Genomic DNA, 13,937 nt, shown 5'->3' with positions numbered 1-13,937 from the left:
CGTCGATGACGGAGCCCGCCCCGCCACGACTGGCCGTCGTGATCCCCTGCTACAACGAGTCCGCGAACGTCGCGCCGATGGTGGCGCGCCTCGACGCGGCGCTCGCCGGCATCGCGTGGGAGGCGATCTTCGTCGACGACGACAGCCCGGACGGCACCGCCGCCCGGGCGCGGGAGATCGGCGCCCGCGACCCGCGCATCCGGTGCCTCCGCCGGATCGGGCGGCGGGGCCTCGCCTCCGCCTGCGTCGAGGGCATGCTGGCCACCGCCGCGCCCTTCGTCGCCGTCATCGACGGCGACCTCCAGCACGACGAGACGATCCTGCCACGCATGCTGGCCGCGCTCGACTCCGGTGAGGCGGAGATCGTCATCGGCAGCCGCAACATCGCGGGCGGCGAGAAGGGGGAGGGGCTCTCGCCCATCCGTCGCCTGGTGTCCGACGCCGGCGCGGCGCTGGCGAACGCCGCCCTGCCCGTGAAGGTCGCGGACCCGATGAGCGGCTTCTTCGCCCTGCCGCGCCCGCTGTTCGAGGACCTCGCCCCGCGCCTGACGGCGACCGGCTTCAAGATCCTGCTCGATATCCTGCTCTCGGCCGGCCGGCCGCTCCGCACGGCCGAGATCCCCTACACCTTCCGCCCCCGCGAAGCCGGGGAAAGCAAACTCGACGCGGCCGTGCTGCTCGAGTTCGCCGGGCTGCTCGCGGACAAGGCGCTGGGCGGGATCGTGCCGCTACGCTTCCTGGCCTTCGCCCTGGTGGGCGGCGTCGGCGTGCTGGTCCACCTGGCCGTGCTCGGGTTGCTGCACGGCGTCGGGCCAATCGGCTTCGGGGCCGCGCAATGGGCGGCGACGCTGGTCGCCATGACAGCGAACTTCCTGCTGAACAACCGCATCACCTATCGCGACCGGCGCCTGCGCGGGCCGCGGCTGCTGCGCGGCCTGGTGCTGTTCTACCTGGTCTGCGGCATCGGGGCCTTCGCCAATGTCGGGATCGCCGGGCTGCTGGTGCGCGACGGCGTCGCGGGCTGGGGCGTGGCAGGCGCAGCCGGGGCGCTGCTCACGGTGGTCTGGAACTACGCAGTCTCCTCGACCCTGGTCTGGCGGGCGCGGTGAGGGGCTGGCTGGCGGCGCTGGCGGCGCTGACCGCACTGCGGCTGGCCGTTGCCGCCGTTACGCCGCTTGCGCCGGACGAAGCCTACTACTGGGTCTGGTCGCGCAGCCTCCAGGCCGGCTACCTGGACCATCCGCCGATGGTCGCCTTCTTCATCGCGGTCGGGACGGCGCTGGCGGGGGAGACGGCGCTCGGCGTGCGGCTGCTCGGGCCGCTCGGCCTTGCCTTGGGGTCGCTGCTGCTGGCGCGGGCGGCGGAGGACCTCTTTCCCGGCCGCAATGCCGGCCCCTGGGCAGCGGCGCTGCTGAACGCGACGCTGCTGGCCGGCGTCGGCGGCGTGACCATGACCCCCGACACGCCGTTGCTGCTGTTCTGGACCGCGGCCCTCTGGGCGGTCGCGCGGCTGCACAGGACGGGGGACGGGCGTTGGTGGCTTGCGGTCGGCGTATTGGCGGGCCTCGCGCTGGCCAGCAAGTACACGGCCGCGCTGTTCGGCGCGGGCATGGTGATCTGGCTGCTGGCGGACCCAGCCGCGCGGCGCTGGCTGGCCGGATGGCACCTCTGGGCCGGCGGCGCGCTCGCGGTCCTGATCTTCGCGCCGGTGGTGGCGTGGAACGCGGCGCATGGCTGGGCGTCCTTCGCCAAGCAGGGCGGCCGGGCCGGGTCGGGCGACCCCGCAGACGCGATCCGCTTCCTGGGCGAACTGGTGGCCGGGCAGGCCGCGCTTGCGACGCCGCTGGTCTTCGCCTTCTGCGTGGCGGGCGCCGGTGCGGCGACGATCCGCGCCTGGCGCGGGCGGGACGGCGCCGCCCTGCTGCTGGCCGCGCTGGTCCTGCCGGGCGCCGCGCTATTCCTGTGGCAGGCGACCGGCAGCCGCGTGCAGGGCAATTGGCCCGCGATCCTCTACCCCGCGGCCGCCATCGCGGGGGCCGCGCTGCTCCGGGCCCCGGCGTGGCTTCGCCTGCGTGTCCCGGCCCTGGTCCTGGGTGGCGCGATGACGGCTGCTGCCTATGTCCAGGCAAGCGCGGCACCGCTGCCGCTGCCGCGGCGGCAGGACCCGACGCTTGCGCGGCTTGGCGGCTGGCCCGGCCTTGCCGCCGCCGTCGAGGCTGCGGCCCGGCAGCACGGCGCGGGCTTCGTCGCGACCGAGGAATACGGGCTGGCGGCGCTACTCGCCTGGCACCTGCCGCCCGGGCGCGTCGTCATCGCCATGGACCAGCGCTGGCGGTTCTTCCGGCTCGCCGCGCCGGCGCCGGGCGTAACCGGACTGCTGGTCCGCAGCGAAAGACGGGGGGAGGGGCCGCCCCTCTGGCCCGGCGCCGAGGTCCTGCCCGGCTCGGATGGGCGGCTTCTGCGGGTCCGGCGCGGCATCGAGGCGGAGGCCTATCGCCTCCATCGCGTCGCAACAGCGCCGGGGCAACCCGCGGCGGCGGTGCTGCCGCGGCGCGGAGACTGATGCTCGCCGCTTGAAGTCCCGGGCGCAGGCCCGATCTTGCCGATTGACGGGAGAGAATGTCATGCAGATCCGCATTCCGCGCGGGTGGGAAATCCCCGAGGCCCTGGCGACACCGGAGCACCTCGTGTTCGGGCGGCGGAAGGCAGCGGCGCTCGGCGTCGGCCTGCTTGCCGCGCCGGCCGCGGCGTGGGCGCAGCAAGCGGACGCCCTGCCGGCCATGCGCAACACCCGCTATCCGCCCGGCCGCGACATCACGGCCGAGCGCGAGGTCACCACCTTCAACAACTTCTATGAATTCGGCAGCCACAAGGGCATCAGCCGCGCCGCCCAGGCCCTGCCCCAGCGGCCCTGGACCGTAAAGGTCGAGGGCATGGTCGAGACGCCGCGCGAATTCGGCATCGAGGACCTGCTCCGGACCATGCCGCTCGAGGAGCGCGTATACCGGCTGCGCTGCGTCGAGGCCTGGTCGATGGTGGTGCCCTGGACCGGCTTTCCGCTCTCGGCGCTGCTGGCGGCGGTCAAGCCGCTCGGCTCCGCGCGCTACGTGGTGTTTGAAACCGCGGCCATCCCCACGGTCATGCCCGGGCTCCGGCAGTCCTGGTACCCCTGGCCCTACACCGAGGGCTGCACCATCGCCGAGGCCGCGAACGAGCTGTCTTTCATGGTGGTCGGCGCCTACGGCAAGCTGCTGCCGCCGCAGAACGGCGGCCCCATCCGTTTCCACCAGCCATGGAAATACGGCTTCAAGGCGGGCAAGAGCATCGTCCGCATCGCCCTGACCGACCAGCGGCCGGTGTCTTTCTGGGAGAGGATCCAGCCCCAGGAATACGGCTTCTGGGCGAATGTGAACCCGGAGGTGCCGCATCCGCGCTGGAGCCAGGCCAGCGAGCGCGTGCTCGGTGGCAACGCCCGCGTGCCGACGCAGCTGTTCAACGGCTATGGGGAATTCGTGTCCGGATTGTACACTGGGCTTTCGAACGAACGACTCTGGGCCTGAGATGATCACGCGCACCATCGCCATCCTGTTCTTCGCGGCGGCCCTGGTGACCGGCTTCGCCCTCGGCTGGGGCTACAGCCTCGGCGCTGCCCTCTATCGGCTCAACGCGGCTGCGCTGAACGCCACGCAGGCGGCGGTGCAGCGCTACATCCATCCGGACCTCTGGGACGCCCTGTTCGTCCCGATGCTGACCCTGCCGGCCTGGTCCGGCTGGGCCTTCTTCGGCATCATCTTCCTCGTGATCGGCGCGCTCCGGCCGGGCCGGGGCTGAAGCCGTGGCGCCGGCCCGGCTGCTGCTGGTCGAGGATACCGTCTCTCTCGCCGCCCTCTACCGCGAGTTTCTGCGCGACGAGGGGTATGACATCCATCACGCGCCGACCCTGGCCGAGGCACGCGCTGTGCTCGCCGCCGGCCCGCCCGATGCCGTGCTGCTCGACCTCCGGCTACCGGATGGTGACGGTCTCTCGCTGCTCTCCGAGATCCGCGCGCGGCGGAATGCGCCGCCGGTGGTGGTGATGACGGCGCACGGCTCGGTCGCGACGGCGGTCGAGGCCATGCGCGGCGGCGCCTCCGACTTCCTCGCCAAGCCCTTCGCGGCCGAGCGCCTGGTGGTCACGCTGGCCAACGTGCTGGAACGGGCGGCCCTGCGGCGCGAAGTGGCGACGCTGGCCGCCGGCGCGCCGCGGGGTGGCTTCGCCGGCTTCATCGGTGCCGCGCCGGCGATGCAGGCGGTCTATCGCATCCTGGAGAACGCCGCGGCATCGCGCGCCACCGTCTTCGTGACCGGGGAAAGCGGCACGGGCAAGGAACTCGCCGCCGAGGCGGTGCATGCGCTCTCCCCTCGGCGGGAGGGGCCCTTCGTCGCGCTGAACTGCGCCGCCATCCCGAAGGACCTGATCGAGAGCGAGATCTTCGGCCATGTCCGCGGCGCCTTCACCGGCGCGGTGGCCGACAGGCCGGGGGCCGCGCGCACGGCCGATGGCGGGACGCTGTTCCTCGACGAACTGTGCGAGATGGACCTCGCGCTGCAGGGCAAGCTGCTGCGCTTCATCCAGACCGGGACCTTCGTGCCGGTTGGTGGCACGAAGCCGCTGACGACGGATGTCCGCTTCGTCTGCGCCACCAACCGCGACCCGCTCGAGGAGGTGCGCGCCGGCCGCTTCCGCGAGGACCTCTACTACCGCCTCCATGTCGTGCCGGTGCCACTGCCGCCGTTGCGTGAACGCGGCGAGGACGTGCTGCTGCTGGCCGAGGCCTTCCTGGCCCGCAGCGCCGCCGAGGAAGGCAAGCGCTTCGTTCGCTTCGCGCCGGATGCGGCGGCCCTGCTGCGCGCCCACCGCTGGCCCGGCAATGTGCGGGAACTCGAGAACGCGGTGCGCACCGCCGTCGTGCTCCATGACGGGGAGGAGGTGACCGCCGCGATGCTGCCCATGACCGTGCATGGCGGTGCCGCGCCGGTGCTGGCGCCCGCCGCCACGCCCGCCCGCGCGCCCGACCCGGCGCGGCGCATCCGCCCGCTCGCGGAGGTGGAGCGCGAGGCGATCGAGGAAGCGGTCCGGCTCTGCGGCGGGAACATCCCGAAGGCGGCCGCCTTCCTCGGCGTCAGCCCGTCCACGCTCTATCGCAAGCGGGACGCCTGGGCAGCCGGGCGCGGCTAGGGCGTTTTCGCCCTGGCGGAACCGGCACCGGCCCGCAGCCCGACCCGGCCACCTAGCGACAGTATCCTGGATGGGTGGGGCGCGGGCCGGTGCAGGTCACGCGGAAGACGCGCTATTCGATCCGCGCGCCCGAGATCTCGACCAGGCGCTGCCAGCGCGGCGTCTCCGCCCGGATCATCGCCGCCGCCGCCGCAGGGCTCTCGCTCAGCACGATGCCGTAGCCGAGGGGCTGGAGGCGCGCGATGAACTCGCGGTCCCGGCCGACGCGCTGCACCGCCTCGAACAGCCGTGCCAGCACCGGCGCCGGCGTGCCGCCCGCGGCCGTCACGACGTTCCAGTTGATCAGCGCATGCTCGGCCAGGCCGAGGTCGGCGAAGGCGCGCATCCCCGGGACGCGCGGCAGGACCGGCAGCGGCTCGGGCGAGGAGACGGCGAGCGCCTTGAACTTCCCGCTTTCCACATGCGGCATCAGGGCGGGCATGACGTCGAACATCATGTCGATGGTGCCGGCGATCAGGTCGTTGATCGCCGGCCCGCCGCCGCGATAGGGCACGTGCAGGATCTTCGCCTCGGCGAAGCGGTTGATGGCCGCGATGTTGAGATGCGAGGAGGTGCCGGCGCCGGACGACCCCATCCGCAGCTGCTCGGGGTTTGCGCGCGACCAGGCGATCAGCGCCCGGAAATCCGTCCAGCCCCGCTGCTGCGCGGTCTGCGCGTTCACGACGCAGAGCAGGCAGCCATCCGTCAGCTGCGAGACCGGCGCCAGGTCCGCCAGCGGATCGAAGGGCATGCGCGCGCGCATGAAGGGGGAGGCGCAATAGGTCGTCGCGCTGACCAGGCCGATGACGCTGCCGTCTTTCTCCCCCTTGGCGATCGCGTCCGCGCCGATCAGTCCGCCGGCGCCCGCGCGGTTCTCGACGACCACCTGCTGGCCGAGGGCGGGGCCGAGGCGCTCGGCCAGCAGCCGGCTCGTGATGTCGACCGCGCCGCCGGGCGGGAAGGGGACGACCATCCGCACGGGGCGCCCCCCGGGGGCAGGCTGCGCGCCGAGGTCCCCGGGCGCGGCGAGCAGCGCGCCCGTCGCGGCAAGGACGGCACGGCGGGTCGGGCGGGTGGTGGCGCGCATGGCGCTGTCCTTCCTGGCGGTTTGGCCAGCCTGCCGTGCCGGCGCCAGCGTGGGAAGGGGCGCGTCAGCGGCAGCGGCAATTCCCGCCCACGTCGGACCGCAGGTTCTGCCGCACCCAGGTCACGCCATCGGGCTGGAAGTCGAAGGAGGGGCCGATGATGCAGATCTCGGAATGCCCGCGGCCGCTCTGCATCTGGGACATGGTGGCGCGTTCGACCATGATGCGGCCGTTCACGCAGTAGACCGAGGCAGGGGTTCCCTGCGCGAGGGCGGGCGCGGCGGCGACGAGCACGGCAAGCGTCGCGGCGAGGCGGGGGATCATCGGCACATTCTCCGGGATATCGAATGCGTGAAGTGTTGCGATGCATCCGTGGCCGCAACAAGGCATGCCGCGTCAGCCGCGCGCAAGCGCCTCCCGCGCCGCCGCAACCGCGCGATGCGTCGCGGGCGTGAGGTCGTAGGCGGCGAACTCGGCCGGCGCCACCCAGGCGACCGCGCTGACGTCGTCGCCGGCAACCGCTTCGCCCGCCACCCATTCCGCGGCGTAGTCGATGATCGTGTAGTGGTAGACGGCCCGCCCCGCCTCATCCTCGGAGATCGCGTCGATGACGATGGCAAGCGCGAGCGGTCCGACCTCGACCCCCGCTTCTTCGCGCAACTCCCGGCGCGCGGCCGCCTCGGCTTCCTCCCCCAGGTGCTGCGCGCCGCCGGGCAGGGACCATTGCCCCATGCGCGGCGGCTTGCCGCGACGGACCAGCAGGACGTCCTCCCCGCGGAAGACGATGCACCCGATGCCGACCCAGGGGCGGTCCGGGTATTCCCGGGCCGTCACTGCGGCGCGGGCGGGGTGGCCGGCGCGGGGGCGGCGGGTGCGGGGGGCTCGGCTGCCGGGGCATCGGCACCCTGCGGCGGCGCGTCCTCGGCCGGCGGGGGCTCCGCCGGGTGGAGGTCGGCCAGCAGCGGCGCGAAGGCCTTCTCCTTCCACTGCCCGACCTGGTAGGCCCAGCCGCGCCAGCGCGCGTTGAGCCGCGTCGCCTCGTCGTCGCCCTCGGCGGCGAAGGTCGCCCAGATCGCCTCCCCGTCCCGGCGCGGCCGCACCAGGATGGCGAGGTTGTCCGTCAGCTCGAAGCGCGTCTCGCCGAGCGCCTCGCCCGGGATCTCCGCCTCGGGCTTCACGTCGAGGAAGGTCAGGAACTCGAAGGCGCGGCCGACCTCGTCGAGGGCTGTTTCCTCGGTCGGCGGCGCCTCGGCCGGCTCCGTCACCGCGAGGCGGCCCTCCGGCCCCTCGGCCCGCGTCAGCACCAGTGCCGGCTCGCCGGTGCGGTTCACCGCGATGCGACGGACGCGCTCACGCGGCAGGTTCGCGATGTCGCGGTCGAGCCAGAGCTGCGGGTCGGAATCGACCGGGATGCGGCCTTCCGCGAGCCAGGCCTGCGTCTCGTCCGGGCGGCGCACATAGGCGCTTTCCGGCACGTTGCCCTGGGTGCGCACGCGGCGCCGGCCGATGACCAGCTCCGCGATCACGCCGCCCTGCGCGTCCAGCACGCGCAGCAGGGTCGAGGTCGCGCCGTCCCGCGCCGGGTCCTCGAGGCCGAGGCGGTCCAGCATGTCGGGATTGGCGGTGCGCGGCTCGGTCAGGCGCAGTTCCGTCAGGCCCACGAGCAGCTCGCGCACCTTTTCCTGCCGCACCGGGTAGCCACCCTTGGACGGCAGCACCCAGGTGTCGTCGCGGCGCGCGATCTCGAGCGTGCCGTCATGGCGCTTTGCCTCGATCCGCGCCGCCGACTGGAGCCGCTGCGCGAGGCCCGGGAAGGCGAGCGCCGCGCCGGCCGGGGAGGGGGCTTCGGGCCCCTTCGGCGTCAGCATGATGGCGCCGCCCACGACGACCACGGCGGCGCCGCTCAGCAGCAGAAGCGTCCTGCGTTGCATGGCGCGTTCCCCCTCAGGCCCGCGCCGCGGCGCGGCGCCGCGCGCGGGCCAGGCCAAGGCCGACCGCGAAGATCGTGAGCAGCAGCGGCACGGCCGCGATGTTCACGATGCGCAGCCAGGTCTCCATGCCCTCGATGTCGCGGCGGAGTTCCAGCTGCACGGCGCGGAGCTGCCGGCGCGTCTCCAGGATCTGCGCCCGCGCCGCGTCGATCTCGGCGCGCTGTTCGGGCGTGATGACGGCGCCGCTCCCCTGTTGGCCCTGCCCTTGACCCTGCCCCTGGCGGAGTTCGCGCAGACGCCGCTCGGTCTGCTGCAGGCGCTCCTGCAACTGCCGCTCGGTCTGGCGGAAGCGGGCATCGGCGTCGCGCCGGATTTCCTCGACCACCGTGAAGGGGCGGAGCGATTCGCCGCGCGAGCGCAGCGAGATCAGCGCATCGCCGCCCGCGAAGGTGTCTACCAGGTTGGCCAGCAGCGCACCGTTGTCGCTGATCGGCGTCGCCACCTGCTGGCCGAAGAAATCCTGCACGCGGACCCAGAAGCGGTCCTCCAGCAGGTCAGCATCCGCGAGCACGACGAAGTTCGCGGCCCCCTCGCTGCGTGCGCGGTGCGCGGGGAAGTCGGCCGGGCGCTCGGCGCCCTCGGGCGGCGACGGCGGGCCGTCGGGGAAGGCGGAGGCGAGTTCGCCCCGCACCCGCGCGCCGATCACGCGGCGCTGCCCGTCGGGACGGAAGTCGGCCAGGATCTGCGCAGGGTCCGGGTTCTCGCGCACGCGCTCGACCGGCATCGTGCCGCTGCGGTCGCTGGTGGTGAGCAGGGGGACGAATTCGACGCTGGCCCCTTCGCGCCGCCGCACCTGGCCGGTCGAGGCGACCGTCACCTGGTTCAGCTGCGCCGTCGCGACCTCGGCGTCGCTGAGGGAATCGCCCTGCATGTTGAACCAGGCGACGTAGTCCACCGCCTGCACGCGGTCGGTCGGGTTCGCGCGGACGCGCCAGGCGCCGCGCAGGTCGAGCACGACCTCGCCCCTGGGTGCCTCGATGCCCCAGGCATTCAGCAGGCGGTCGAGATGTGACGCCGTGTCGGAGGGCGGGCGGCCGCCGGGGCCGGGACGGCCAGCCTGGCCTTCCGAATGCGGGTCCACCAGCGCGATCAGCTTGCCGCCGCGCATGACGAACTGGTCGATGGCGTAGAGCGTCGCGTCGGACAGCTCCTGCGGATGCGCCACGATCAGCACCTGCACGTCGTCGCCGATGCGCTGCGCATCCAGCGCCACGTCCTGCACCGTGAAGAACTGGCGCAGCGACTGCATCACCGCATAGGGCTGCCCGGCCGGGCCGCCGCGCATCATGCGCATCATCCGCGCGTCGCCGTTGAGCGGCAGGGGCGAGAGCACGCCGATGACCGGGCGGCGCGGGTTCGACAGCTCGAACACCAGCCGCGTCAGGTCGAATTCCAGGAAGCGCTCGCGCTCGGGCTGGAAGAACGGGATGGTGCGTTCGTCGTCCAGCAGGTTGAGGCCGGCGAGGCCGAAATAGACCTGCTCCCCCGACTGGTCGACCGGCACGCCCTGCAGCCCGAAGGCCAGCGCGCGGTCCTCGGTCTCGCTGAAGGGCTCGGGGTCGAAGACTTCGAGGCGCACCTTGCCGCCGGAGACGGCGACATATTCCTCGAGCATGGCGCGCACGCGCTCGGCATAGGCTCCGTAGGCGGGCACGGCGGACCCCAGGCGGCGCGAGTAGAAATAGCGCAGCGTCACCGGGTCCTGCAGGCCCTGCAGCACGCTCCGCGTGCCATCCGAGAGCGTGTAGAGCCGCTGCGCCGTGAGATCGAGGCGGGCGCGCGGCGCCAGCCGGTCGGCCAGCATGTTGACGCCGACGGCCAGCGCCGCCGCGGCCAGCAGCCCGAGCGCCGAGGACCAGAGGCGCCGCGAGCCGGGACGGGGGGAGGAGGAGGTGCCGCTCATCGCTCAATCCGCCTTCCGGTGGTCGATCACCACCGCGTTCACGAACAGGAAGAAGCCCATGAAGGAGGCGAAGAAGACCACGTCGCGCAGCGCGATCACGCCGCGCGTCAGGGCGTTGAAGCGCTCGGTGACGGAAACGCCGCGCGCGACCTCGGCCAGCAGCGGGATGCGCTGCGACAGGAACTCGGTCACCACCGGGCTGCCGGCGGCGGCGAACAGGAAGCAGACCGCGACGGCGAGGACGAAGGCGATGACCTGGTTCTTGGTCATGGCCGACATCGCCGCGCCGACGGCCAGGTAGGCGCCAGCCACCAGAAGGCAGCCGACATAGCCCGCCGCGATCACGCCATTGTCCGGCCGGCCGAGGAAGTTCACCGTCAGCACGAGCGGGAAGGTCAGCGCCAGCGCGATAGCGCAGAACGCCCAGGCGGCCAGGAACTTGCCCAGCACCGCCTGCCATTGCGGGATGGGCAGCGTCAGCAGCAGTTCGATCGTGCCGAGCCGCCGTTCCTCCGCCCACAACCGCATGGTCAGCGCCGGCACCAGGAACAGGAACAGCCAGGGCACGAAGGTGAAGAACGGCCCAAGATCCGCCTGGCCGCGCTGGAAGAAGCCGCCGATCGTGAAGGTCAGCGCGCCCGCCATCATCAGGAAGATGACGATGAAGACATAGGCGACGGGGGTGGCGAAATAGCCGGCGAGCTCGCGCCGGGCGACGGTGAAGGCGGCCATCACGCGGCCTCCCGCTGCGTCGTCAGCTCGCGGAAGACCTGCTCGAGGGTCTTGCCCGGCGCCTCCAGCGCCTTCGGCGTGGAATCCGCCAGCACCTTGCCGCGCGCGATGACGATGGCGCGGGTGCAGACGGCGTCCACTTCCTCAAGGATATGGGTCGAGATCACGATCGCCTTCTCCGGCGCCATGCGGCGGATCAACTCGCGTACCTCGTGCTTCTGGTTGGGGTCGAGGCCGTCGGTCGGCTCGTCCAGCACCAGAACGGGCGGGTCGTGCAGCAGGGATTGCGCCAGGCCGACGCGCCGCTTGAAGCCCTTGGACAGCGTCTCGATCGGCTGCAGCCTGACGCCTTCCAGCTGCGTCAGGCCCATGGCGTGGGCGACGCGGTCGCCGGCCTCGGACCCGCGATAGCCCCGGATGCGGGCCACGAAGCGGAGGAAGGACTTGACCGTCATCTCGGGGTAGGTCGGCGCCCCTTCCGGCAGGTAGCCGAGGCTGCGCTTGGCGGCGACGGGGCTGTCCACCACGTCCTGGCCGCAGATGCGCGCCGTGCCGGCCGAGGGCGTCACGAAGCCGGCCAGCATCTTCATGGTGGTGGACTTGCCGGCGCCGTTCGGGCCGAGGAAGCCCACGACTTCCCCGCGATCGACCGTGAAGGACACGTCGTCCACGGCCGTGAAGGCGCCGAAGCGCTTGGTCAGGCGCTCGATCTCGATCAGCGCGGCCAATGCCGGTCTCCCCTGCAATTCACCGTTCCGGACAGAAGCCTCGTCGGGCGGGGGGCGATTTGAACCGTGCGGGAGCGGGATGCAAGCCCCTCGGCCCTCAGCCGGCGTCGAGCGGAGCCATGCTCAGGTCGTGCCCGAAGGCGGCAAGAAGCAGCCGGGCCGCTGGCCCGCGCGGGCCCAGGAGGTCAGGGTCCTTCTCCAGCAGCAGTTCCGCGTCGCGGTGCGCGATGTCGACAAGCCGCGCGTATTCCTCCGGCTCCTCCCGCGGGTCGAGCAGCCGCGCCCCGGGCAGCCCGGCCTGCCGTGCGCCGAGCGCATCGCCCCCGCCGCGGGCGCGCAGATCCTCCTCGGCGATCTCGAAGCCGTCGTCGGAATCGCGCAGCACCAGCAGGCGGCGCTTCTCGCCCTCCGTCAGCCCCGGCGAATGCACGAGCAGGCAGGAGGACGGCTTCGATCCGCGCCCGACCCGCCCGCGCAGCTGGTGCAGCGCGGCGAGCCCGAAGCGCTCGGCCTGCTCGATGAGCATGATGGTCGCCTCGGGCACGTCGACACCCACCTCGATCACGGTGGTGGCCACCAGGATGCGGGTGCGCCCGGCGGCGAACTCCGCCAGCGCCGCCTCGCGCACGCCGATGTCCTGCAACCCGTGCGCGAGGCCGACCTGACCCGGGAAGCGCGCCGACAACTCGCGGAAGCGTTCCTCCGCCGCGACGGAATCGTCGCGGTCCGAGCCGGTGATGGCGCGCACGACCCAATAGGCCCGCTCGTCCCGCTGGATCGCCTCGCCGAGCCGCGCGACGATCTCGGGCAGGCGGTCCTGGCTGACCACGCGGGTGGTGATGGGCTGCCGCCCCGGCGGCTTCCCCGCGAGGCGGCTGACCGCCATCTCCCCCCATTGCGTCAGCAGCAGGGTGCGCGGGATGGGGGTCGCGGTCATGACCAGCATGTCCACCGCCGCCCCCTTCTCGGCCAGCATCAGGCGCTGCGCGACGCCGAAGCGGTGCTGTTCGTCCACCACGGCGAGCGCCAGGTCCCGGAACGCGACGCCCTCCTGGAACAGCGCATGCGTGCCGAGCGCCAGCGGGATCGAGCCGTCCGCGAGCCCCGCGAGCACCCGCTTCCGCTCCTTCCCCTTCACGCTGCCGGTCAGCAGCGCGACGGGCACGCCGGCGGCGGCGCAGAGCTTCTCGAAGGTGCGCAGGTGCTGGCGCGCCAGCAATTCGGTCGGCGCCATCAGCGCCGCCTGCGCCCCGGCCTCCACCGCGCGCAGCATGGCCAGGACGGCGACCAGCGTCTTGCCGGCGCCGACATCGCCCTGCAGCAGGCGCAGCATCCGGCGCGGCGCGGCGAGGTCGGCGTCGATCTCGGCGACCGCCTGGCGCTGCGCCTCGGTCGGCGGAAAGCCGAAGGCCGCCAATGCAGGCGCTCGCAGCGCGCCATTCCCCGCCAGCGCCCGCCCCGGCCGTTCCCGTGACCGCCGCCGCACCAGGCCGAGCGCGACCTGGCCGGACAGCAATTCGTCGTAGGCGAGCCGCCGCCGCGGCGCCTCCCCTGGCTCCTCCGCCGGCGCCTGGATGGCGCGGAGCGCCGGCGCGAAGGCGGGCCAGCCCTCCCGCCGCAGCAAGGGCGGGTCGGCCCATTCCGGCAGGTCGGGCAGCAGCGCCAGCGCCGCGCCCATGGCCCGGGTCAGCTGTGGCAAGGCCAGCCGGCCGGTCAGCGGCCAGACGGGCTGGACCAGGGGGATCGCATCCTCCCGCACCGAGACCTGCGGGTTGACGATCACCCAGTCCTCGCCCTCGGCCTTCAGGTTTCCCGCGAACCAGCGCGTGGCGCCCACGGGCAGTGCCTTTTCCGCCCAGGCCTTCTGCCAGTTCATCAGGAAGGCGGTCAGCGGTTCCCCCCCGGCCTCGCAGCGCAGCCGGACATAGGGCCGCCCCTGCGCGGAGCGGCCGGCCTTGTGGGATGCGACGGTCACGGCGATCAGCGACTCGCCCTCGGGCGGCGCCTCGGAGGGGCGGAGGATGCGCCGGCGGACCTGATAGCGCTCGGGCAGATGCAGCAGCAGGTCGAGCACGCGCGGCCCGCCGGCGGCCTTGGCGATCAGCCGGGCCTCGGCCTCCTTCACGCCCTTCAGGGACCCGAGCGGCGCCATCAGCGGCGCGAACGCATCGGCACCCTGCGCCAGGCGCGCATCCGGTCGGGCTGACACGATTCCCATCGGCCTCTATATGCCAGCCACAC

13 protein-coding genes are annotated in these 13,937 nt (G+C 73.0%); 5 read left to right on the top strand and 8 right to left on the bottom strand.

The features are described 5' to 3' along the window. Positions 1–5 precede the first annotated feature (5 nt). The 5 genes from E8M80_RS03955 to E8M80_RS03935 all read left to right on the top strand — a co-directional run bounded on the left by E8M80_RS03955 (position 6) and on the right by E8M80_RS03935 (position 5,218). The gene (locus E8M80_RS03955) at positions 6–1,109 is read left to right on the top strand and encodes a glycosyltransferase family 2 protein (protein WP_137124357.1); all 1,104 of its coding nucleotides are present in this window, start codon (positions 6–8) and stop codon (positions 1,107–1,109) included. Continuing rightward, complete coding sequence (locus tag E8M80_RS03950; protein WP_240789875.1) at positions 1,106–2,563, top strand: glycosyltransferase family 39 protein; 1,458 nt, start codon at positions 1,106–1,108, stop codon at positions 2,561–2,563. The genes E8M80_RS03955 and E8M80_RS03950 overlap by 4 nt, the downstream gene beginning before the upstream one ends. A gap of 61 nt (positions 2,564–2,624) precedes the next feature. Then, positions 2,625–3,560, top strand: a complete 936-nt coding sequence (gene msrP, locus E8M80_RS03945) for a protein-methionine-sulfoxide reductase catalytic subunit MsrP (RefSeq protein WP_137124356.1) — start codon at positions 2,625–2,627, stop codon at positions 3,558–3,560. Between the two features lies 1 nt (position 3,561). Continuing rightward, entirely contained in the window at positions 3,562–3,831 is a 270-nt protein-coding gene (locus E8M80_RS03940; protein ID WP_137124355.1) for a hypothetical protein, read from the top strand. A gap of 4 nt (positions 3,832–3,835) precedes the next feature. After that, on the top strand, positions 3,836–5,218 hold the full coding sequence (locus E8M80_RS03935; protein WP_137124354.1) for a sigma-54 dependent transcriptional regulator: 1,383 nt from the start codon (positions 3,836–3,838) through the stop codon (positions 5,216–5,218). 112 nt (positions 5,219–5,330) lie between these two features. On the opposite strand, the gene E8M80_RS03930 is transcribed toward E8M80_RS03935, so the two are convergent. The 8 genes from E8M80_RS03930 to recG form a co-directional block, all read right to left on the bottom strand. Continuing rightward, entirely contained in the window at positions 5,331–6,344 is a 1,014-nt protein-coding gene (locus tag E8M80_RS03930; RefSeq protein ID WP_137124353.1) for a tripartite tricarboxylate transporter substrate binding protein, read from the bottom strand. A 64-nt stretch (positions 6,345–6,408) separates the two neighbouring features. Continuing rightward, positions 6,409–6,666: a hypothetical protein gene (locus E8M80_RS03925; protein ID WP_137124352.1), complete on the bottom strand. Its 258-nt coding sequence runs from the start codon at positions 6,664–6,666 to the stop codon at positions 6,409–6,411. A 72-nt stretch (positions 6,667–6,738) separates the two neighbouring features. Beyond that, positions 6,739–7,176 carry an NUDIX hydrolase gene (locus E8M80_RS03920; RefSeq protein WP_137124351.1) on the bottom strand — a complete coding sequence of 146 codons (438 nt, stop codon included), beginning with the start codon at positions 7,174–7,176 and terminating at the stop codon, positions 6,739–6,741. Beyond that, positions 7,173–8,273: a DUF4340 domain-containing protein gene (locus tag E8M80_RS03915; RefSeq protein ID WP_137124350.1), complete on the bottom strand. Its 1,101-nt coding sequence runs from the start codon at positions 8,271–8,273 to the stop codon at positions 7,173–7,175. The genes E8M80_RS03920 and E8M80_RS03915 overlap by 4 nt, the downstream gene beginning before the upstream one ends. A 13-nt stretch (positions 8,274–8,286) precedes the next feature. After that, positions 8,287–10,236 (bottom strand): GldG family protein, encoded by a 1,950-nt coding sequence (locus E8M80_RS03910; RefSeq protein ID WP_137124349.1) that lies wholly within the window; start codon positions 10,234–10,236, stop codon positions 8,287–8,289. A 3-nt stretch (positions 10,237–10,239) separates the two neighbouring features. Continuing rightward, positions 10,240–10,968, bottom strand: a complete 729-nt coding sequence (locus E8M80_RS03905; RefSeq protein ID WP_137124348.1) for an ABC transporter permease — start codon at positions 10,966–10,968, stop codon at positions 10,240–10,242. Continuing rightward, complete coding sequence (locus E8M80_RS03900) at positions 10,968–11,696, bottom strand: ABC transporter ATP-binding protein (protein WP_170979185.1); 729 nt, start codon at positions 11,694–11,696, stop codon at positions 10,968–10,970. Before E8M80_RS03900 ends, E8M80_RS03905 begins: the two co-directional genes overlap by 1 nt. A gap of 97 nt (positions 11,697–11,793) precedes the next feature. Then, positions 11,794–13,914, bottom strand: coding sequence for an ATP-dependent DNA helicase RecG (recG, locus tag E8M80_RS03895; RefSeq protein WP_137124347.1), 2,121 nt, complete (start codon positions 13,912–13,914; stop codon positions 11,794–11,796). Between the last annotated feature and the right edge of the window lie 23 nt (positions 13,915–13,937).

The sequence above is a fragment of the Roseomonas sp. HF4 genome (assembly GCF_005222755.1).
GTDB lineage: Bacteria > Pseudomonadota > Alphaproteobacteria > Acetobacterales > Acetobacteraceae > Neoroseomonas.
This window is presented reverse-complemented; position numbering and strand designations above follow the sequence as displayed.

Excerpts from the sequence above, each read along its gene's own strand:
- E8M80_RS03905 (WP_137124348.1), bottom strand. The coding sequence starts at position 10,968 with ATGGCCGCCTTCACCGTCGCCCGGCGCGAGCTCGCCGGCTATTTCGCC.
- E8M80_RS03955 (WP_137124357.1), top strand. The coding sequence starts at position 6 with ATGACGGAGCCCGCCCCGCCACGACTGGCCGTCGTGATCCCCTGCTAC.
- E8M80_RS03940 (WP_137124355.1), top strand. The coding sequence starts at position 3,562 with ATGATCACGCGCACCATCGCCATCCTGTTCTTCGCGGCGGCCCTGGTG.
- recG (WP_137124347.1), bottom strand. The coding sequence starts at position 13,914 with ATGGGAATCGTGTCAGCCCGACCGGATGCGCGCCTGGCGCAGGGTGCC.
- E8M80_RS03925 (WP_137124352.1), bottom strand. The coding sequence starts at position 6,666 with ATGATCCCCCGCCTCGCCGCGACGCTTGCCGTGCTCGTCGCCGCCGCG.
- msrP (WP_137124356.1), top strand. The coding sequence starts at position 2,625 with ATGCAGATCCGCATTCCGCGCGGGTGGGAAATCCCCGAGGCCCTGGCG.
- E8M80_RS03910 (WP_137124349.1), bottom strand. The coding sequence starts at position 10,236 with ATGAGCGGCACCTCCTCCTCCCCCCGTCCCGGCTCGCGGCGCCTCTGG.
- E8M80_RS03915 (WP_137124350.1), bottom strand. The coding sequence starts at position 8,273 with ATGCAACGCAGGACGCTTCTGCTGCTGAGCGGCGCCGCCGTGGTCGTC.
- E8M80_RS03930 (WP_137124353.1), bottom strand. The coding sequence starts at position 6,344 with ATGCGCGCCACCACCCGCCCGACCCGCCGTGCCGTCCTTGCCGCGACG.